Source organism: Eubacteriales bacterium mix99, from assembly GCA_038396605.1.
GTDB lineage: Bacteria > Bacillota > Clostridia > Caldicoprobacterales > DTU083 > UBA4874.
Map to the genome: position 1 here is coordinate 2,483,632 of CP121690.1, position 20,640 is coordinate 2,504,271.

A 20,640-nucleotide genomic window follows, 5' to 3' on the forward strand; every position below is an offset into this window, starting at 1 on the left:
AATTCGTAAAGGGAAGGATTCTATCATCATATAGGAAGGAGGCAATGGCATGTACGATCTGAATGAAAGAGTTTCCTATCTGCGGGGCCTGGCAGACGGAACGGGAATCAGGGAGGACACGGACGAGGGAAAGCTGTTAATCCATATCATTGATGTCCTGGATGAAATGGCACAGGCGATGTCCGAACTGGAAACCTCCCAGTCCGAATTGGACGATTATGTGGAAACCATAGACGGAGATTTAACCGATCTGGAAGATCAGGTTTTCGGTGAAGAATCTGATGGAGAGGAAGAGGATGAGGATTCCCATTACATAGAGGTGGAATGTCCTCATTGTCATGAGACCGTTTTTTTTGATGAAGGCATTTTTGATGAGGAAGACGATATTGTCTGCCCCAATTGCAATAAAACAATATATTCCGAGAATGGATGCGACATCGAGAGTCACAGCGATTGATTTTCACCTTTTAAAAACTCCGGCAGCTCAGCCGGAGTTTTTTGTTTTTGGTGTGATATTTGGGATAAGCCCTTCATAGATATGATTATATAAAAGGAGGACGAGTTGGATATGGCAACCATCACACCGATAAAGGAACCGAATCTGATCTGGCAGGAACCGGTTCTTGAAGCACTACCGGATAATATACGGGAAATGATCCGTGGGATACCAACTGATGTGCGGCTGGACCTGGAGGAAATCCGGATCCGGGAAGATCGTCCCCTCATGGTGTACAGTCATGGGAAGGGTTATTTCGTCTGTAAAGGCAGCAAACTCACAACACATATGGAATCGGCATATCGGGCAACCGACAGGGACATCCGTTGTATTCTTCAGTTGATATCGGACTATTCCATCTATGCCTTTGATGAAGAAATCCGGAACGGGTACATTACGCTGCGGGGTGGCCATCGGGTCGGAATGGCGGGTAAAATTGTTCTGGACAACGGTAAAATCCAGGCAATGAAATATATTAATTCCTTTAATATCCGGATTTCCAGGGAAGTGATTGGATCGGCCGACAAGCTGATCCCTTATCTGATATCCGGCAGGGACGTCTTTCATACCCTGATCCTGTCTCCGCCGCAAATGGGCAAGACGACTCTGTTGCGGGATATCGCCAGAAAGCTGAGCAACGGATTTCCTGGCTTTCGGGCTGTTAAGGTGGGAATTGTGGATGAACGTTCTGAGATTGCAGGATGTTGGCAGGGCATTCCTCAGAGAGAGGTTGGGATTCGTACCGATATTCTGGATGGATGTCCCAAGGCGGAGGGAATGATGATGCTGATCCGATCCATGTCTCCCAATGTGATTATCACAGATGAAATCGGGCGGTCCGAGGATGTGGCGGCCATCCGGGAGGCATTGAATGCCGGGATCCGGGTGATTACTTCCGCTCATGCGTCGGATCTGCAGGATGCCAGGGTAAGGCCGGTGCTGTCCCAGCTTCTGGACTGCCGGATCTTCCAGCGGATCGCGGTACTTGGCGGCTCCCTGGGAGTCGGAACGCTGGAAAAGGTCTATACCGGGGATGATTTTACACAGATTTTGCACAAACCGGTTCGGTGACAGAAAGGAGGCTCCAAATGATCCTTAAAATATTCAACAGCTGCGTAATTGTGCTGACCTCTACATTGATCGGATTTGAAGCCGCAAAGCGTTACGTAATGAGAACAAGGGAGCTTCGTGCGTTTCAAAGCGCACTGTCCCGGTTGGAAACGGAAATCCTTCATTATTCCTCCCTCCTGCCGGAAGCGATGCTGCAGATCGGCGGCTCCATTGGAGGAGGGACCGGGAAGGTTTTCATCCGGACCGGAAAACTCCTGGCAGGCAAAAAGAACTATTCTGTTTCCGAAGCCTGGAGTTCTTCCCTGCAGTATCTGAAGACGGAATTGTTTCTTGAAAAGGAGGATATGGAAATTTTAAGACGGTTCGGAGAACAGCTGGGAGGCAGTGATAAGGACGGGCAGGTAAAATATATCAGGCTGACTTTGATGCAGCTGCATGAGGAAGAAGAAAAGGCACGGGTCATTCGGGAGAAATATGAGCGAATGTATAAAAGTCTGGGATTGCTTGGCGGTATCGCATTAGCGATCATTCTGTTCTGACTGGAGGGAAGGAAATGGATGTAGACCTCATTTTTAAGATTGCTGCCATAGGAATCCTGATCGCTGTCATCAATCAGGTTTTGACCAAGGCAGGAAGGGAAGATATGGCTATGATGACTTCCCTGGCCGGTGTGATAATCGTTCTTCTTATGATAGTGGATCTGATCAGCCGGCTGTTCAACAGTGTGAAGTCCATCTTCCATTTATACTGAAAGGTTCCGAAGGAGGTCCCCTCGATGAACATTATGCAGATTGTAGCCATAGGTCTGACGGCTGCCGTACTTGCCCTGGTTGTCCGGCAGCAAAGGCCGGATATTGCAATGATGATTTCCCTGGCTGCCGGAACGATCCTGTTTCTGATGATTCTCGGTAATCTGAAGTCCGTGGTTACGGTTGTGAATCAGCTGTCCCACAAAGCAAGCCTGGATTCCATTTATCTTTCCACCGTTCTGAAAGTAATCGGGATTTCCTATATCGCTGAGTTTGGAGCTCAGATCTGCCGGGATGCGGGAGAAAGCGCCATTGCCTCCAAAATTGAGTTGGGGGGAAAGGTCCTGATCATGATGTTGGCGGTTCCCATACTGTCCGCATTGCTGGAAACCATATTAAAGCTGCTTCCGTAAAAGGAGAGTACTTATGAGGAAAATGATCCTGACGATGCTGCTTGTGCTGGCTCTTTTTGTTTCACCGGCATATGCAGCTCCCGCGGAAAGTGAAAACCGGGAGGCAGATCCGGAAGATATTCTTACCGATCAGATTGATGAGCTGAACACGGCGGATTGGGAACCGTACTGGAAAGCTCTTCAGGACCAGGGTATGGATATTTCGGAAGGGAAATCGGCCAAGGAAATGATTAGAAAGCTGGTAACCGGACAATTTACCCTTGGGTGGAAGGATATCCTGGACAGAATCCTCGATGTCTTCTTCCGGGAGTTTCGGCCGAATCTCATGCTTATGGCGAAAATAATTGTCATAGCAACCCTTTGCGGCCTATTCAAAAATATGAATGATTCCTTCCGCAATCCCTCGGTTGGCGAAGTCGCATATTTTGCCTGTTACAGCATTATCGTCATTCTGATTCTCCAAAGTCTGATGTCCGCTCTGGAGATTGGAAAAACCGGCATCGAACAAATGACGGAATTCATGCAGGTGCTTTATCCGATATTGCTGGCTATGCTGACCGCTGTAGGCAATGTTACAACTTCTTCAGTCCTGCAGCCTGCTGTTGGAGTGTTGGTCGGAATCGTGGGAACTTTGCTGAAGGATATTATGATACCACTGATTACCTTGTCCGCTGTCGTTCATTTGATCAGTTATATCAGTGACAGGGTGCAGATCAAAAAGCTGGGGAAGCTGTTGAACCAAATAAGTGTCTGGATCCTGAGCTTTGTCTTCACGATATTTGTCGGTGTTCTCACTATCCAGGGAGCCATGACATCTTCTTTTGACGGACTTTCCGTACGGACTGCCAAATTTGCACTGGACCAGTTTGTCCCGGTTGTTGGAAAGATGCTCTCCCAATCCATGGATACCATTATCGGATGCTCGATCCTTCTGAAGAATGCAGCAGGTGTGACAGGTCTGATCATCATTGGCATGTTGTGCCTTGCGCCGGGAATGAAAATATTGACGCTTATGCTACTGTATAAACTTTCCAGTGCATTGCTGGAACCGATAACGGATCAACGTATTGTGGATTGTCTGGACGGAATCGGCAGTGTGCTGAATGTATTGTTTATTACTGTTGTGGGCATTGCGCTGATGTTTTTTCTCACGGTGGCCCTGATTATCGGTACCGGAAATGCATCTTTGATGGGGAAATGAGGTGATGGTATGAAAACCGCAGTCAGCCAGTGGATCATCAATCTCACCGTGATTGCCATACTGGGAGCTTTGGTGGATATTCTTCTGCCCAACAGCAGTTTCCGGAAGTACAGCAGTTTCCTTTTCGGGCTTGTAATCCTGATCATGTTTCTGCAGCCTGTTCTGAAACTCATGGGTCAAACACAGGATTTTGATGCATTCATATACCAAAGGGCAGCGACGCAGAATGCGGAGACGGCTTCCTTTCAAAGCAGTCAGCTGGAAAAGGGACAGAAACAGCAGTTGGAAAAAGTGTATCAGAAAAACCTGGAAAAAGATATGGCGGATCAACTGGAAAGCGCAACGGACTGGGACCCGGTATCGGTTCAGGTAACCTTTTCCGGAACCAGGGGAGAACCCGATTTGTCGCAGCTGGAACGGATTGATGTGTCTGCCGAGCAAAAAGGTCAAACCGTTTCCATCGATCCTGTCACCATTGAAACCGGTAAGGAATCCGGGAATCTGCAGAAGGATGCAGAAGGAGTGCCGGAGATCAAACGATTGCTGTCGGAACGTTATGGGATCGAAAAGGACAGGGTTTATGTAAACGGGAATTAAAAACAAAGGAGGGCTTTTTATGGAAAAGGAGATGCGCTTCCACGCCCTGTTTGATCGGCTGAAAAAAGTGAAAAATATTGAGTATTTTATTTTTATTCTGGCCATAGCAATAATAATGAGTCTGGCAGGTAATTTGCTTCAGCCGCAATCAAAGGGAGAGGGTGAAGAGAAAAAGGTCCGCTCCGGCGCGGCTTTGCCTGAGTCCAGCCAGGATGCGAAGAAGGAAAAAGGCAGTACGGACCGGGAAAAGCGGTTGAAGGACGTTCTGTCGGCGATTCAGGGTGCCGGAAAGGTGGATGTCATGATTACTTACAAAACAGGCAAGGAGGTTGTTCCAGCCATGAATACCGTGGAATCCAGCACGGAAACGGAGGAAAAGGACAGCAATGGCGGTGTCCGGCGCACAACGCAAACCGATGTCAATACCCAGCCTGTCAGCATGGATTCTCCGGACGGATCCCAGCCGCTGATTTCCAGGGAAAACGAGCCGGAGGTTCAGGGAGTCATCGTTGTGGCGGAAGGTGCGGAAGATATTCAGGTCCGGATTGGACTGCAGCAGGCGGTGCAGACCCTTCTGGGGATACAGTCCGATCAGGTTGAGGTTTTTGTCATGGACGATAACGGAATGGAGGAGTGAGAGATGTTGGTGCTGAAAAGAAAAAATCTGGTTATTGGGCTTTTGGTGGTGTTATTGATCATCACGGGTTATCTGAACTTTGTGTACAATCAGGATTCTGCCCCGGCTGTCAGTCCGGAGAAGGACGTCGCAGCAGAAAAAAAAGATGGGATAAGCGGAAAGATTACGATAAGCGATCTGGAGGATCAGGGGAAAGCGTCTGATTCGAAAAAGTTGGCAGATCAATCGCAAAAGGACGAAAATGCAGATGAAAAGAAGGGCAAAACCACAGACGCCGCAGATGGGAAATCAACCGATAAGGAGAGCCAGGAAGCTTCTGCGTCTGCGAGTACCACCTTTTTCCGGGATTACCGGTTTCAAAGGGAACAGGATAGGAACGAGGAGATCGGACACATCAATTCCATCGTAAAAAATCCCAATTCCGATCCGGAAATGGTAAAGGAAGCACAGGCACAGCTTCTGGACATTACCTCCAATAAGGAATCGGAACTGGCGATCGAAAATCTGATCAGGGCAAAAGGTTTTTCCGATGTGGCAGTGATTCTGCATCATGACAACGTCAATGTCATTGTGGATAAATCTGAACTGGTCCCGGAAGAGGTAGCAATGATCCTGGACATTGTCAAACGGGAATCCGGAAAGGAAGCAGAAAACATAAAAATCATTCCCAGGGTTGGAACGAAGGATTAGAACGATTTGTAAAAGCCCATGTTATTTGGTATAATAAAACCATGTAACAACAATTTACAGGAGGTGAAAAAATGGAACAACAGACAAATGGGGATTATGGCAATGTGACATTTGCCGATGAAGTCGTTGCCATTATCGCAGGCCTGGCAGCCATGGAGATTCCGGGGGTTTCTGCAATGAGCAGCGGTATTATGGAAAAACTCGGGAAAAAGAACCTGTCCAGAGGGGTAAAGGTGGAGGTTGGCGAAAAAGAAACGGCAATTGACTTATACCTAATTGTGGATTATGGCGTTCGGATACCGGATATTGCGTGGAATATCCAGGAGAATGTTAAAAAAACCGTTGAAACCATGACAGGACTTCATGTAATAGAGGTAAACATCCATATTCAGGGCATCGATTTTGAAAAGGAAAGAAAAGAAGGGGAACCGCCGTCCAAGGCATGATCCCCATGATTCTTTCAAACCCTCTGAATTCTCAGAGGGTACTTGCACAGGAACCGGAAACAAAAGAAACAAGAAGAAAGGATGGATACCGATGAAGATGAAAATGGGAGACCGTATTCTGCTGTCGTTTTATATTCTTGTTGTCATTGCTCTTTCGCTTGGACTGCTTTGCATTGCTCTGAATGTCATCCCTCTTTCGTATTTCAAGGGCCTGATTGCCGGCTTGGATTACAATGGACCCTTTATTCTGGTTACGTTGGCGATATCACTGGTTTTGCTGGCAGCCAGTGTCCGTCTTTTAACAGCCGGCACCTCCCGGAAGAAACCGGCCAGTGCTGTCTTGAAAACAACGGATCTGGGAATGATCCGGGTGTCCCTGGAGACCCTGGATACTCTTACCCAAAAGGCAGTACATAGTTTCCAGGAAGTCCGGGATGTTGTCAGCACCGTTCTTCCGGAGGCCGATGAGGGTGTCCGGATAAAATTGAAGGTAACAATACTGCCGGATGTCCGGATGCCTGAATTAACGCAAAACATTCAGGAAAAGGTAAAAAAATATGTGGAGGAAATGTCGGGAATTGCAGTCAGGGAAGTACTGGTTTATATTGATAATCTGACGGCTGCACGACCAAACCGGGTTGAATAGGGGGCAACAGCAATGACAATAAAGGAAATTGTTGTATCCTGCTTTACCACACATCGGGGGAAAACCATCGGGTTCCTGGGCGGACTGATCTTTGGCATTCTGATCCTGACGATTGGTTTTTGGCGAGGCTTGTTTCTGAGTCTGGCGGTTGGGATCGGCTGTTGGATCGGAAGCTTTTACGACCGGAAGGAAAGCTTCCTTACCTTTTTGAGCGAGATGATATCGGATGGAATACGCAATAGAAAGCAATAGGAGGGCATATGGCAAGAAGACCGGCGAGGGAAGCTGCAATGAGATTATTATATCAGGAGATCTTTACACAGGATTTCGGGAATTGCGATCTGGGAACTTTCAGGGATATTACTTCAGATCTGGTTCTGGACAAGCGGGATATTCCTTATGTGGAAGATATCCTGCGGGGCTGTACGGATCATCAGGAGGAGATTGACCGGATCATCCGGACTCACAGTAAGGCATGGAAGTTTGAACGGATTGCAAAGGTGGATCTTTCCATTCTTCGTCTGGCTCTGTACGAAATCAATTACCGCGATGATATACCGGACAGCGTTTCGGTCAATGAAGCGGTGGAGCTTGGAAAAAAATATGGCGGAGATCAGTCCGGATCCTTTATCAATGGCATCCTGGGTGCCTATCTTCGCCAGTGCACCCCATCCGGAAGTCCTTCGTCATGAAGTACATACTTGGCATGGATACCAGCTGTTATACGACGTCTCTGGCAGGTGTCGGGCTGGATGGGGAAGTCCTGTTCAGCAGACAGCTTCTGCTGTCTGTTCCCGGGGGGAAGAGGGGATTACAGCAATCCGAGGCTTTGTTCCAGCATGTAAAGAATATCCCGAAAGTAACGTCCGGTCTGCGGCAGGCCCTGCCGGACGGAGAGATTGCAGCTGTCTGTGCAAGTACCCGGCCCCGACGATCCGAAAGCTCCTATATGCCTGTCTTTTTGGTTGGGCATCATTTTGGCCATGCAGTTTCCGATTTGACCCATGCTCCGTTTTATAAGACCAGCCATCAGGAAAATCATATTATGGCCGGTCTTTCTTCCGCAAAGGGGCCGGATTCCAATCGCTTCCTTGCCCTCCACCTGTCCGGCGGTACCACAGAAATGCTGGATGTGGTACGCATCCCATTCGGATTTCAGATTCAACGGGTGGGAAGAACGCAGGATCTGCATGTCGGTCAACTGGTGGACCGAATCGGTGTGGCAATGGGCCTGCCTTTTCCGGCAGGTCCTTATTTGGAAGCAATGGCAGCATCCGGTACCGGCTCCGTTCATCTGTCCGGTTCCGTAAAGGGCCTTTGCGTCAGTTTTTCCGGGCCGGAGTCCCAGGGACAGCGTTTGCTCCGGGCAGGGGTTTCCCAACCGGAAATTGCCTGTGCTGTTTATCAGCTGTTGATCCGAACCACAGCCAATTGGATTCTGCATGCGGTGGAGCGGGGATATCCGGAGGAAGTATTGCTTGTCGGAGGGGTATCCTCCAGTTCATTGTTCCGAAATGGGCTGCGGGAGCGTCTGCTTCACCGACGCAGAAGCGTCCGCCTTTATTTTGCACAGCCGGATTTGTCACGGGATAATGCAGTGGGAACAGCACTGCTGGGATTGCAGGCCTATCAAAAGTCAGGAGGGGTATATGAGCCATGTCATTCTTTCCGTCCATCAGCTGAATGAATATGTAAGGATTCTTCTGGCAAGGGATCCCTTGCTGCGTCAGGTAAGGGTAAGAGGAGAGATTTCCAATTGCAGGTATCCTTCTTCCGGTCATATCTATTTTACATTAAAGGATGACCAGGACAGGATACGATGCGTACTGTTCCGCCAAAACGCCATTCATCTGAATTTCATGCCGGCGGACGGTATGCGGATTGTTGCAGAAGGGACGGTTTCCCTGTACAGCAGGGACGGACAGTATCAGCTTTATGTGGAGGAAATGGAACGGGAGGGCCTGGGAGATCTTCATCTTGCCTTTGAGGCAATGAAAAACAGACTTCAGAAGGAAGGATTGTTTGACCCTGCAGGGAAAAAGCCTCTTCCCCTGATGCCGAAGAAAATTGCAGTCATCACTTCCCATACGGGAGCGGCTGTACGGGATATCCTCCGTGTTCTGCGGCACCGGAGCCGAACGGTGGATATCCTGATTCTTCCCGTTGCCGTTCAGGGAGCAAAAGCAGGCGGGCAGATTGCCAGCGCCATTGCCTATGCAAATACCAGGAAGGATATTGATCTGATCATTACCGGACGAGGGGGAGGTTCCATAGAAGAATTGTGGGCCTTCAACGAGGAAGAGGTGGCCCGGGCCATCTTTCACTCGGAACTACCAGTTATTTCTGCTGTTGGACATGAAACGGACTTTACCATATCGGATTTTGTGGCGGATGTACGGGCAGCCACCCCATCAAATGCTGCGGAGATGGCTGTATCGGAAACATCCCGCCTTCTTTCTGTAACGGAAGGACTGAAAAAGCGTCTGATCGATGCCATGACGCGCCTTCTGTTGAATAAGCGGCATCAGCTGGATATGCTGAGAAGCCATTATGTATTCCGAACACCACGGATGCTCCTGGACCGGCAGAGCCAGCATGTGGACCTGCTGTCGCAAAGACTGACGGCTGCTATGCAATCCGATTTGCATGGAAAGAAGGAGGAGATGGGTAAAATTGTGTCTTCCCTGAATGCCTTGAGTCCGTTGAATGTGCTGTCCAGAGGATATGCCGCGGTGCTTCCGGAAAAGGGGACGGTACCGTTCCGTTCTGTCCGGGAGGTAAAGGTTCCGGATCGGTTGAAACTTCTTATGCGGGACGGCAGGATTTTTGTTACGGTGGAGGAGATACGACCGGATAAAGGCGAGCCATGGACTTCAGGGCAGAGCAGGAAGGGGTAAAGCAACGATATTATGGAAAAAGAGGAGAAAGAGAAGCAAACCATTTCTTTTGAAGAAGCGGTAAAGGAATTGGAGTCCGTCGTAAATACACTGGAAGCCGGTGAGGTTTCCCTGGAAGAGTCCCTGAAGCTGTTTCAGAGAGGCATTTTCCTGACAAATCTTTGCAATAAAAAGCTGACGGAAGCAGAAGGCGTTGTAAAAATTTTGTACCGTGAGGATACCGGGGAGCTGCGGGAAATGCCTTTCGGGGAAGAGGAAGAAAAGGAGCTGGGGGAATAATGGACTTTCAGAGCGTTTATCGTCAAAAGGTACAGTCTGTCAACCTTGCCCTGGAGCAATTGCTGAAGGAATACCGGGATTGTCCGCCGGCCATTCATAACGCAATGAAATACAGCCTGATGGCAGGCGGAAAACGATTGCGTCCTGTTTTATTCCTGGAAGCCTATGAGCTGACATGCCGATATCAACATAAGGAGCCGGAAACGGCTTTGGTAGAGCCTATGGCATGTGCGTTGGAAATGATTCATACCTATTCTCTGATCCATGACGATTTACCGGCTATGGATAACGACGATTACCGAAGGGGAAAGCGGACCAATCACAAGGTTTTTGGCGAAGCAATGGCCATTTTGGCAGGAGACGGCCTTCTGAATCTTGCCTACGAAGTGATGCTGGATCATATGCCAAAAGACGGAATAAAACACCCCGGTTATCCGAAAGCCATGTCCGTCCTTGCCCATTCTGCAGGTATTTTCGGCATGATCGGGGGTCAGGTTGTCGATATGCAAAGTGAGAATATGGATTGCAACCGGTCGGACGACACCTTACTGGATTATATCCATACCCATAAAACGGAGGCCTTAATTACCGGCTCCCTGAAAGCCGGTGCTTTGGCTGCGGATGGGGATGAATTTGTGACTAATACGGTTGTCGCTTATGGAAAGGCCTATGGAATGGCGTTTCAGATTACGGACGATATTCTGGATGTGACTGGGGATCCGTCGGTTTTGGGCAAGCTTCCCGGCAGCGATGAAAAGCAGGGAAAACTGACTTATCCGGCCCGATTCGGTCTTGAACTCTCCGGGGAAATGGCAAAGAAGTATGTGGAGCAGGCGGTCTCCACGATGAATGGGTTCGGATCCGAAGGGGAATTTTTAAGACAACTTGCCTTTTCCGTCCGGAACAGGAATCAATAAGGGAATCCTTTGGAGCCGTAGCAGGGTACAGCTGGAAAGCATGGGCAACAGGCGTTCTTGTCGATGACTGTGTTTCATGATATAATTTGAGTGATACGTCGAAAAAGACGGATGCTGCGACAATCCAGGAGCTCAGGTTGGCAAGGCTCGGAAAGAAAGAGGAATCAACAATGGCACTGCTGGAGCAAATAAACGATCCGAGGGATTTAAAAGCCCTGAGTCCGAAACAACTGATCCTTCTTGCGAAAGAGATCCGACAGTTTGTTCTGGAGCATGTAGCAACCACCGGGGGGCATTTGGCATCCAATCTTGGAGTCGTGGAGCTTACCATAGCTCTGCATTATGTGTACAACAGCCCCATTGATAAAATCGTCTGGGATGTCGGCCATCAATGCTATGTACACAAAATTCTGACATCCCGCAGGGATCAGTTTTTCACTCTTCGCCAAAAAGGCGGACTAAGTGGGTTTCCTAAAAGATCGGAAAGCGTTCATGACATTTTTGAAACCGGCCACAGCAGCACTTCACTGTCTGCTGCTTTGGGAATCGCAAGGGCACGGGATATGAAAGGGGAGGATTATCATGTTCTGGCAGTCATAGGGGATGGCGCCCTGACGGGCGGTATGGCCTATGAAGCCCTGAACGATGCCGGCCACCAGGATACGAATCTTACCGTCATTCTGAACGACAATGAAATGTCCATTGCCCCGAATGTCGGGGCAATGGCGGCCTATTTATCCAAAATCCGATCCAGTCCGCACTATAAGAATATGAAAAGGAGAGTGGATAAGGCTTTGCGAAGCCTGCCGGTCGGCGGGGATTGGCTTGCAGATAAGGTGGAAAAGTTAAAGAACAGCTTCAAATATCTCTTGGTATCGGGTGTCCTGTTTGAAGAACTGGGATATACCTATATCGGGCCGGTGGATGGTCATGATCTTCCGCTGCTGATCAGCATTCTGAACCGTGCCAAGCAGACTCAGGGACCAACACTGATTCATGTTGTCACGAAAAAGGGGAAGGGTTATTCGTTTTCGGAAGCCAATCCAGCCCGTTATCATGGAGTTTCTCCCTTTGATATCCGTCGGGGGTGCGTGTCGCGTCCAGGTCCATACAAAAGCTATTCCGTGGTTTTGGGTCAGCATCTGACAAAGTTGGCACAGAAAGATCCTTCCATTGTCGCCATTACGGCTGCCATGCCGGATGGAACCGGTTTGATCCCTTTTCAGAAACAGTTTCCGGACCGCTTTTTTGATGTGGGGATCGCAGAGCAGCATGCCGTTACATTTGCAGCAGGGCTGGCGATAAACGGGATGAAGCCGGTGGTGGCGATTTATTCCTCGTTTCTGCAGAGGGCATACGATCAAATACTGCATGATGTTTGCCGTCAGAATCTGCCGGTAATACTTGCCATTGACCATGCAGGACTGGTTGGAGAAGACGGGGACACGCATCAGGGAGTGTTTGATCTCAGTTACTTGCGGCACATTCCAAATTTGACCATTCTGGCTCCGAAAAATACTTCAGAACTTCGATATATGCTGGATTATTCCCTTCAGCAGAACCGTCCGATTGCGATCCGATATCCAAAAGGTTACAGCAAAGTAACAGAAAAGCTGCCGAGTTTTCCGCTGACGGACTTATCATGGGAGATTCTGGAGAATGGCAGGGACCTTGTCTTGCTGGCAGTGGGATCCATGGTGGAAACGGCTTTGCTGGCAGCAAAAATTCTGAAAGGGCAGGGAATCCATCCTGCGGTGGTCAATGCACGAACAGTGAAACCCCTGGATCAGGAAATGATGAACCGTTTCCTGCAGGATCGATGTCAGCTATGGGTTACATTGGAAGACAATGTGACAGAAGGGGGATTTGGAAGCAGCATAGATGAATATGTCATGGGATACGAAGCCAGGGTAAAGGTAGTCAACATGGGGATACCCGATCGTTTTATTGCCCATGGCTCCGTAAGCGAACTGCGGAAAGATCTCAAACTGGATCCGGCCGGTATTGCAGTCCGGATTTGTTCTGTTCTTGGGAGGGAAATGACTTGTGAGAAGTCCTCGGAAAGAGCGTATTGATGTCCTCATGGTACAAAAAGGGCTTTCTGACAACAGAGAAAAAGCGAAAAGGATTCTGATGTCCGGACTGGTCTTTGTCAATCAGCAGAGAGTGGACAAGCCGGGTACGCTTGTTCCTGTCATGGGAAATATTGAAGTCCGGGCAAAGAACCCTTTTGTCAGTCGCGGCGGACGGAAGCTGGAGAAGGCGTTGGACCGGTTTCCGGTATCGGTATGCGGACGCAATTGGCTGGATATCGGTGCCTCGACCGGAGGCTTCACCGATTGTCTCCTGAAGCATGGCGCCGCAAAGGTGTATTCCATAGATGTCGGATATGGACAGCTGGCATGGAGACTGCGTCAGGATTCCAGGGTTGTGGTGATGGAACGAACGAATATACGGAATGTAAAAAAGGAGGATCTGAATTCTCCTGTGAACGGTGCAGCCATAGATGTATCTTTTATTTCGTTGAAGCTTGTCCTTCCTGTGGTCTCCCGGCTTCTGACGGAGGATAGCCCTGTCCTGTCCCTGATCAAGCCTCAGTTCGAGGTGGAGAGAGATGAGGTGGGAGAAAAGGGAGTTGTTCGGGAGGCCGGTCTGCACAGAAGGGTTGTGGAAGAGATATTGGAGTTTGCACAGGATATGGGATGGAAGATTCAGGATCTGGACTTTTCTCCCATAACCGGGCCGAAAGGCAATATAGAATTTCTGGCATATTTTAGGAAAGGTGGAGGGGACGGATTGCGTTTGGAGGACAGGGAAATATTAGTGAATAAGACCGTTCAGACAGCCCATGATACTTTTGATAAGCGGGTGACAAAATGATACAGGTCGGTATCATATCCAACTTATGTAAGGATATCGGCGGAAAAAATGCCGGAAAAATCATACGGTGTATGAAGGGACGGAATATGAACCCCCTGGTTTCCATACCGGTTTATCAGCTCTTGAACGTCGGCACTCCCCTGGAGGAAAAGAAATTGTACCAACAGTCTGATTTGATCCTGGTACTGGGCGGGGACGGCACGATTTTACGGGCGGCCAGGCCGGCAGCAATCTATGGAAAGCCTATTCTGGGCATGAATCTCGGCCAGCTTGGTTTTATGGCTGAGGCGGAAATGGCGGATTGCGAATCCATCCTGGATGCTTTGTCTTCCGGTTCGTATCACATTGAAAAACGAATGATGCTGGATGCGGAAGTCCTGCGGGACGGGAAGGCCATGGGCCGGTCTGTTGCGTTGAATGATATGGCAGTGGCAAAAAGCGCTTTTGCTCGTATGATTCATCTGGAAGTTCAGATCAATGGAGAATTTGTCAACCATTATGCAGCAGATGGTCTTTTGATATCCAGCCCTACCGGATCCACAGCTTATTCCCTTTCTGCAGGCGGACCAGTCATCCAACCGGACATGGAATGTCTTCTGGTTACCCCGATTTGCCCCCACACATTGAACTCCAGACCGATTGTAACCAATCCCTGTGCGGAGGTTGAAGTGGAAGTCCAGGATAAAGACAGGAATATGCAGCTGACGGCAGACGGCCAGGAAACGGTGGACCTTCAGGACGGAGATCGGATCCGGATCCATAAATCCAATCGGATCACCCAATTGATATGTCTTCCCGGATCTGGCTTCTTTCACCTGCTCCGCAGTAAATTATCCGTCCGAACAGATTAAGATGGGAGAGTGACCGGTACAATGAAGTATGACAGACATTCCCTGATATTGAAAATCATTGAGGAGAAGGACATTGAGACGCAGGAGGAACTGGCAGAGGAACTCCGGAGATATGGAATGGATGTGACGCAGGCTACGGTATCCAGGGACATCAAGGAATTACGGCTGGCGAAGGTACTGGGCAAATCCGGCATTTATAAATATGCCGCTCTGGAGCAGTCCGAATCCGATCTGTCCGACCGCTTGATCCGGGTATTTTCGGAATCGGTGATATCAATGGAGCATACTGACAATCTGATTGTCATCAAAACAATCGTTGCAGGAGCACAGGCTGCCGCATCTGCCATTGATGCCATGAACTGGCCGGAGATTATAGGCTGTATTGCGGGGGATGACACCATACTTGTTATCCTGAGGAGTGGTTCCATTGTCGGCGATGTTCTGAAACGCTTTTCCAGACTGATGCATCCGTCATCCGGAAACAAGTCATAAGACCATATGGATGCAGTTCGGGCAGCCTGTGACGGAAATATCACGAGGCACTGTTGTCATGGATTAAGGGGGATAACATGATTCATGAAATTTCAATCAGAAATATTGCCCTGATTGACGATCTGACGATTTCCTTTGAGAAGGGGTTCAATGTATTGACGGGGGAAACCGGTGCCGGAAAATCCATCCTCATAGATTCCGTAAATCTTGCCCTGGGAGAGAGGGCAGACAGGGAGCTGATTCAGACCGGAAAAGATCATGCCAGGGTGGAATTGCTGTTTTCCATGGTAACCGGAAAAGTCAATGAGATTTTGAAGAGCTACGGGATTGAACCGGAATCCGACGGAACTCTGCTTTTAATGAGGGAACTGACCGTTCAGGGGAGAAACATCTGCCGGATCAATGGACACTCCGTTACCCTTTCCATGCTTCGCAACGTCAGCAGGCATTTGGTGGATGTCCATGGGCAGCATCAGCATCAATCCCTGCTTTCTGCAGAATCCCACATTGATTACCTGGATCGGCTGGGTGGTGACGAGTTGAAATCCCAAAAAGAGGGCTTCCAAAAAACCTGGCAGTCCTGGAAGTCGATTCAGAAGGAAATCAACAAAATAATCAACCGGAACAAGGACGGGGAAACCCGAAAGGATTTTTTGAAGTATCAGATTGATGAGATTGAACAGGCCAGTCTGAAGCCGGGTGAGGAAGAGGAACTGCGGAAAGAACGGGAAGTTCTGATTCATGCAGAAAAAATCATTCATGCGGTAACCGACGCCTATGGGCAGCTTTATTCCGGGACAAATGTGACACCATCGATTACGGACCAGTTGGGGAAAGTCCTTGATCAGCTGCATACCGTGGAATCTTTCGATGAATCTTTGGAGCCTGTTCTGCATTCATTGGAAAATATACAGTACTCTCTTGAAGATGCCATACTGAACCTGAGAGCCTATAAAGAACGTTTTGAATTTGATCCTCTCCGACTGGAGAATATCGAAACCCGACTGGAAGAAATTCAGGCTGTCAAAAGGAAATATCGTGGTACGGCAGAAGAGGTGCTGGAGCGGAAAAAGCAGATGGAATCTGAACTGGAGGAAATTGAAAAAAGTCAGGGACGACTGGAATCCCTGCAGGAGAAATATCAATCCACTTATCAAACCGTACTTGCAAAATGCCGGCAGATTTCCCACACCCGTAAGCGATGTGCGAAGTTTCTTGAGAGCGGGCTGGCCAGGCAACTGGCAGACCTGAATATGGAGAAAACACAGTTTCGGGTTTCTTTTATGACACCGGATGCAGCCGATATCACGGAAAACGGCTACGATAAGGTGGAATTTCAGATTTCAACAAATCCGGGAGAACCTCTGAAGCCATTGGCGAAGATTGTATCAGGAGGGGAGATGTCCCGCGTGATGCTGGCATTCAAAACGATACTGGGCAATCTGGATGAAATCCCGACCATGATTTTTGACGAAATTGATGTGGGCATCGGCGGCAGAACCGCACAAAGTGTAGCAGAAAAGATCCGTGCCATTTCAAAAAACCGACAGGTAATCTGCGTGACGCATCTGCCTCAGATTGCTTCCATGGCAGATGGACATTATGCCATTGAGAAAAAATTTACAGGCAATCATACCCGCACTTTGGTTTCCAAACTGGGGCCGGAAGAACGAAAAAAGGAAATTGCCAGAATGATTGGAGGGTCTTCCCTGACACCATTAAGTCTCCGGCATGCCGGCGAACTGATTGCATCGGCGTCGCAGCATAAAAATTCCTGAAAACGGATATCCCTTTTTTTCTAGTTTATGCGATACCTTCCCTGTATAAATCATTTTTGAAAGGTTAACTTAAGATCATGCCCGGCAACTATGGACAAAAAATGATTTTGCAGGAGCGTGGAGGATGAGAAAGGGAATCATCAAAAAAATAGCGGGAGTTTTATTGGCAGCATTCTTCCTGGCCTTTAATTACTCCTCTTATGTTCAGAATATTGTTAAGTTTCCGACCGAACTGGAGATCTTTGAAGGGGATACCCAGACATTGAATTTTCGCCTGCCATTGCAGGTAAAGATCCGAAGCAGGGACAAAAATGTACTGAAGCTCAACGGGGATTCCCTGAAGGATCAACAATACTGCCAGGTAAATCAGCCGTTGGCGATTCAACCGGTAAAGCAGGGATATGTCAATCTGGATTTCAGATTATTTGGTGTGATCCCGATCAAACAGCTCAAAATAAACGTTACATCCCAAAAAGCCCTCATACCGGGCGGCAATTCCATCGGGGTGTCTTTGTATACAAACGGGGCATTGATTGTCGGCACATCGGAAGTGACAGATGCTGATGGAGTCACCCATTTTCCGGCCATGGATGCCGGCCTTCTGCCGGGCGATGTCATCGAGAAGATTAATAGCGTCACGGTAAAGGATGCCAACCATTTATCCAGGCTTGTAAATAAAGTCAGGGGCATCGCAGTGGATCTGGAATGTAAACGGGACAACCGGATTTTTGTTACACAAATCCATCCGGTAAAGGATGCAACCGACTCAAAATACCGTCTTGGAATATGGGTGCGGGACAGTACCGCAGGAGTCGGAACCCTGACTTTTGTCGATCCCGTGACAAAGCATATGGGCGCTTTGGGACATGCCATTACGGACGTGGACACGGGTTCCCAGCTTTCTGTCAGAAATGGGGAGATTACCGAATCCGGAATTATTGATGTTAAAATCGGTAAAAAGGGGCTTCCTGGTGAATTGGTGGGAAATTTTACAGGTAAAAGGAAATCATTGGGCACAATTATAAAAAATACTTCCTATGGGATATACGGTAAGGCTTCCGGAAAGATCACCAATCCGATTTACAAGGATCCGTTGTCCATTGCCCATCAGTATAATATCAAGCCGGGTAAGGCGTCCATCCTGACAACTATAGATGATCAGGGGATTCAGGAATACGATGTGCAGATTCTCAAGGTAAACCGACAGACCTCTCCGGGGCCCAAAGGCCTGGTCCTGGAAATTACCGATCCCAGGCTGTTGGAAAAAACAGGAGGAATTGTTCAGGGTATGAGCGGAAGCCCGATTATACAGGATGGAAAACTGGTGGGAGCCGTCACCCATGTATTCGTCAATGACCCGAAAAAGGGATACGGGATTTTCATCGAATGGATGCTGGAGGAATCGAATAAGATCATCGAATAGCGGACTTTTGTGTTTTAGAGGAATTTTCCAGAGAGGGAGAAGGAATACTGCTTCATTTGTCGAATAGAATATTGGTATAAGCGACTGAAACCGGAAATTTTTTTAGGGGGGATACATGGAATGAAGGAAAAAATCACTGTACTGATTGCGGATGACAACAAGGACTTTTGCGATATCATCAACCAATATCTGAGTAAGCAGGAAGACATGGATGTAGTAGGGATTGCAAATGATGGTATGGAAGCATTGGACTTATTTTATAAAACGCAGCCGGATGTTATTGTACTGGATATTATCATGCCTCATTTGGATGGGCTGGGTGTGTTGGAGAAGCTGAATGAAGATAACCTGGAAAAATTCCCGAAAGTAATCATACTGTCTGCCGTGGGTCAGGATAAAATCACACAGAGAGCCATTACTCTGGGTGCAGATTACTATATCGTAAAGCCATTTGATCTGGAGGTATTCGTCCAGCGTATTCGCGAACTAACCATGACGGAAGATATGGATGCCATCCGGTTTCCGTCCGTTTCCACTTCTCCTGATTCCACTGTTTCAGATGCTGGCAGGGAACGGAACCTGGAAGTGGAGATTACGAATATCATTCATGAGATCGGGGTTCCGGCTCATATCAAGGGATATCAATATCTGCGGGAAGCCATCACCATGGTGGTCAATGATATTGATCTTTTGGGGAGCATTACAAAAAAGCTTTATCCGGGAATCGCCCAGAAGTTCAATACTACTCCCAGCAGAGTGGAGAGAGCCATTCGTCATGCCATTGAAGTGGCCTGGAGCCGGGGCAGGGTGGATACCATAAACAAGCTTTTTGGATATACGGTGCAGGATGATAAAGGAAAGCCGACGAACGGAGAGTTTATTGCCATGGTGGCTGACAAACTCAGAATGCAAATCAGGACGGTCTGATAAGAATACATTACCAGTGAAACAGGAAAAACAGTAAGGGGTTGTCCGGGGGGACAATCCCTTTTTATTGTGCATAAATTGTAAGGAATTGTTAAGACTATGAATACTTCATTGAGGAGCGTAAGGAATGATTAGTGGTACTGCCAGAAAGGACAGAAAAACAAAGAATCTGATCCATCGGTTGCATGCAGATGACATTGCGGTGATTCTTCACCGGGATCTAGATGAAGTGGCTGCCACCCATCTTGTGGAACGAAAAGTCAAGGCAGTGATCAACTGTGAGAAATCCATCAGTGGGAAATTTCCCAATCAGGGACCCAAAATTTTAAGTGATGCAGGCATTCCTCTGGTTGATGATATGGGACAACGGATTTTTGACCAAATACAGGATAATGATTGGATTGAGTTGAAGAACCGGACACTTTTTCTGAATGAAAAGCCATTGTGCCCCGCCACAATCCTGATGAAGAAAGAAATCCAGGAAAAAATGGAAGCTGCTTCAGATAATATACAGAATGTTTTACATGATTTTATTGACAATACCCTGCATTATGCGGAAAAAGAAAAAGATATTGTTCTGTCCCCGGTAAATATGCCTTCTGTCAACATCCCCATAAAGGGACACCATGTATTGATCGTCACGAGAGGGAAAAACTATAAGGAAGATCTGAAGGCCATCCGATCGTACATAGATGAAGTGAAGCCTGTTCGGATCGGAGTGGACGGCGGAGCAGATGCCCTGCTGGAATTTGGGTACCAGCCGGATATTATCGTCGGGGATATGGACAGCGTAAGTGATTCTTCCCTGTATCAGTGCAGGGAAATCATTGTTCATGCCTATCCGGACGGTCAGGCGCCCGGCATGGAACGAATACGTAAACTGGGGCTGTCTGCCAGGGTATTTCCTTATCCCGGTACCAGTGAGGACGTTGCCCTGATTCTTGCACACGAGAACAAGGCGGAACTTATTGTTACGGTGGGCAGCCATACCAATATGATCGATTTCCTGGAGAAAGGGAGGAGAGGAATGGCCAGCACCTTTCTGGTGAGAATGAAAGTAGGTTACAATGTGATTGACGCCAAAGGGGTCAGTGAATTGTACAGAAATCAGTTCAAGCCTGCCTATCTGATGGCGTTGTTTCTGGCTGTCATGCTTCCCATCTCCATGGTGGCGAGAATGTCTCCCCTGATGCAGGAGCTTTATCAGCTGATTACGCTGCGCCTGAAAATTCTTGTGGGCTTGTAGGTGA

At 48.2% G+C, this 20,640-nt stretch carries 25 protein-coding genes; all 25 read left to right on the plus strand.

Translation table 11 applies throughout. The features are described 5' to 3' along the window. Positions 1-49: 49 nt before the first annotated feature. The 25 genes from QBE55_10960 to steA all read left to right on the plus strand — a co-directional run bounded on the left by QBE55_10960 (position 50) and on the right by steA (position 20,636). Positions 50-457, plus strand: coding sequence for a hypothetical protein (locus QBE55_10960; GenBank protein WZL78048.1), 408 nt, complete (start codon positions 50-52; stop codon positions 455-457). Positions 458-568: 111 nt separating this feature from the next. Next, positions 569-1,567, plus strand: a complete 999-nt coding sequence (gene spoIIIAA / locus QBE55_10965; GenBank protein ID WZL78049.1) for a stage III sporulation protein AA — start codon at positions 569-571, stop codon at positions 1,565-1,567. Positions 1,568-1,584: 17 nt separating this feature from the next. Beyond that, complete coding sequence (locus QBE55_10970; protein WZL78050.1) at positions 1,585-2,106, plus strand: hypothetical protein; 522 nt, start codon at positions 1,585-1,587, stop codon at positions 2,104-2,106. 14 nt (positions 2,107-2,120) lie between these two features. Continuing rightward, entirely contained in the window at positions 2,121-2,318 is a 198-nt protein-coding gene (gene spoIIIAC, locus QBE55_10975; protein ID WZL78051.1) for a stage III sporulation protein AC, read from the plus strand. A 24-nt stretch (positions 2,319-2,342) separates the two neighbouring features. Further along, complete coding sequence (gene spoIIIAD / locus QBE55_10980) at positions 2,343-2,729, plus strand: stage III sporulation protein AD (GenBank protein WZL78052.1); 387 nt, start codon at positions 2,343-2,345, stop codon at positions 2,727-2,729. A gap of 13 nt (positions 2,730-2,742) precedes the next feature. Continuing rightward, positions 2,743-3,930 carry a stage III sporulation protein AE gene (gene spoIIIAE, locus QBE55_10985; GenBank protein ID WZL78053.1) on the plus strand — a complete coding sequence of 396 codons (1,188 nt, stop codon included), beginning with the start codon at positions 2,743-2,745 and terminating at the stop codon, positions 3,928-3,930. A 9-nt stretch (positions 3,931-3,939) separates the two neighbouring features. After that, a complete protein-coding gene (spoIIIAF, locus tag QBE55_10990; GenBank protein WZL78054.1) occupies positions 3,940-4,527 on the plus strand; it encodes a stage III sporulation protein AF in 588 nt (195 codons plus the stop codon). 19 nt (positions 4,528-4,546) lie between these two features. Next, positions 4,547-5,164: a stage III sporulation protein AG gene (locus QBE55_10995; GenBank protein WZL78055.1), complete on the plus strand. Its 618-nt coding sequence runs from the start codon at positions 4,547-4,549 to the stop codon at positions 5,162-5,164. Between the two features lie 3 nt (positions 5,165-5,167). Next, the gene (locus tag QBE55_11000; protein WZL78056.1) at positions 5,168-5,854 is read left to right on the plus strand and encodes a SpoIIIAH-like family protein; all 687 of its coding nucleotides are present in this window, start codon (positions 5,168-5,170) and stop codon (positions 5,852-5,854) included. A 71-nt stretch (positions 5,855-5,925) separates the two neighbouring features. Continuing rightward, on the plus strand, positions 5,926-6,300 hold the full coding sequence (locus tag QBE55_11005; GenBank protein WZL78057.1) for an Asp23/Gls24 family envelope stress response protein: 375 nt from the start codon (positions 5,926-5,928) through the stop codon (positions 6,298-6,300). Between the two features lie 91 nt (positions 6,301-6,391). Next, entirely contained in the window at positions 6,392-6,946 is a 555-nt protein-coding gene (amaP, locus tag QBE55_11010; protein WZL78058.1) for an alkaline shock response membrane anchor protein AmaP, read from the plus strand. 12 nt (positions 6,947-6,958) lie between these two features. Next, positions 6,959-7,198, plus strand: coding sequence for a DUF2273 domain-containing protein (locus tag QBE55_11015; protein ID WZL78059.1), 240 nt, complete (start codon positions 6,959-6,961; stop codon positions 7,196-7,198). Positions 7,199-7,206: 8 nt separating this feature from the next. Next, positions 7,207-7,638 carry a transcription antitermination factor NusB gene (gene nusB, locus QBE55_11020; GenBank protein WZL78060.1) on the plus strand — a complete coding sequence of 144 codons (432 nt, stop codon included), beginning with the start codon at positions 7,207-7,209 and terminating at the stop codon, positions 7,636-7,638. Next, the gene (locus QBE55_11025; protein ID WZL78061.1) at positions 7,635-8,633 is read left to right on the plus strand and encodes an O-sialoglycoprotein endopeptidase; all 999 of its coding nucleotides are present in this window, start codon (positions 7,635-7,637) and stop codon (positions 8,631-8,633) included. The genes nusB and QBE55_11025 overlap by 4 nt, the downstream gene beginning before the upstream one ends. Then, entirely contained in the window at positions 8,596-9,843 is a 1,248-nt protein-coding gene (gene xseA / locus QBE55_11030; GenBank protein WZL78062.1) for an exodeoxyribonuclease VII large subunit, read from the plus strand. The genes QBE55_11025 and xseA overlap by 38 nt, the downstream gene beginning before the upstream one ends. Positions 9,844-9,855: 12 nt before the next feature. After that, positions 9,856-10,122, plus strand: coding sequence for an exodeoxyribonuclease VII small subunit (xseB, locus tag QBE55_11035; GenBank protein WZL78063.1), 267 nt, complete (start codon positions 9,856-9,858; stop codon positions 10,120-10,122). Further along, positions 10,122-11,039: a polyprenyl synthetase family protein gene (locus QBE55_11040; protein ID WZL78064.1), complete on the plus strand. Its 918-nt coding sequence runs from the start codon at positions 10,122-10,124 to the stop codon at positions 11,037-11,039. The genes xseB and QBE55_11040 overlap by 1 nt, the downstream gene beginning before the upstream one ends. 170 nt (positions 11,040-11,209) lie before the next feature. Further along, positions 11,210-13,114 (plus strand): 1-deoxy-D-xylulose-5-phosphate synthase, encoded by a 1,905-nt coding sequence (gene dxs, locus QBE55_11045; GenBank protein ID WZL78065.1) that lies wholly within the window; start codon positions 11,210-11,212, stop codon positions 13,112-13,114. Then, entirely contained in the window at positions 13,086-13,919 is an 834-nt protein-coding gene (locus QBE55_11050; GenBank protein ID WZL78066.1) for a TlyA family RNA methyltransferase, read from the plus strand. The genes dxs and QBE55_11050 overlap by 29 nt, the downstream gene beginning before the upstream one ends. Continuing rightward, on the plus strand, positions 13,916-14,770 hold the full coding sequence (locus QBE55_11055; GenBank protein ID WZL78067.1) for an NAD(+)/NADH kinase: 855 nt from the start codon (positions 13,916-13,918) through the stop codon (positions 14,768-14,770). Before QBE55_11050 ends, QBE55_11055 begins: the two co-directional genes overlap by 4 nt. A 21-nt stretch (positions 14,771-14,791) precedes the next feature. After that, entirely contained in the window at positions 14,792-15,262 is a 471-nt protein-coding gene (locus tag QBE55_11060) for an arginine repressor (protein WZL78068.1), read from the plus strand. 77 nt (positions 15,263-15,339) lie between these two features. Beyond that, on the plus strand, positions 15,340-17,040 hold the full coding sequence (recN, locus tag QBE55_11065) for a DNA repair protein RecN (protein WZL78069.1): 1,701 nt from the start codon (positions 15,340-15,342) through the stop codon (positions 17,038-17,040). A 124-nt stretch (positions 17,041-17,164) separates the two neighbouring features. Further along, positions 17,165-18,463 carry a SpoIVB peptidase gene (spoIVB, locus tag QBE55_11070; GenBank protein ID WZL78070.1) on the plus strand — a complete coding sequence of 433 codons (1,299 nt, stop codon included), beginning with the start codon at positions 17,165-17,167 and terminating at the stop codon, positions 18,461-18,463. Positions 18,464-18,583: 120 nt separating this feature from the next. Beyond that, positions 18,584-19,390 carry a sporulation transcription factor Spo0A gene (spo0A, locus tag QBE55_11075; GenBank protein ID WZL78071.1) on the plus strand — a complete coding sequence of 269 codons (807 nt, stop codon included), beginning with the start codon at positions 18,584-18,586 and terminating at the stop codon, positions 19,388-19,390. Between the two features lie 127 nt (positions 19,391-19,517). Beyond that, positions 19,518-20,636 carry a putative cytokinetic ring protein SteA gene (gene steA, locus QBE55_11080; GenBank protein WZL78072.1) on the plus strand — a complete coding sequence of 373 codons (1,119 nt, stop codon included), beginning with the start codon at positions 19,518-19,520 and terminating at the stop codon, positions 20,634-20,636. Positions 20,637-20,640 lie beyond the last annotated feature (4 nt).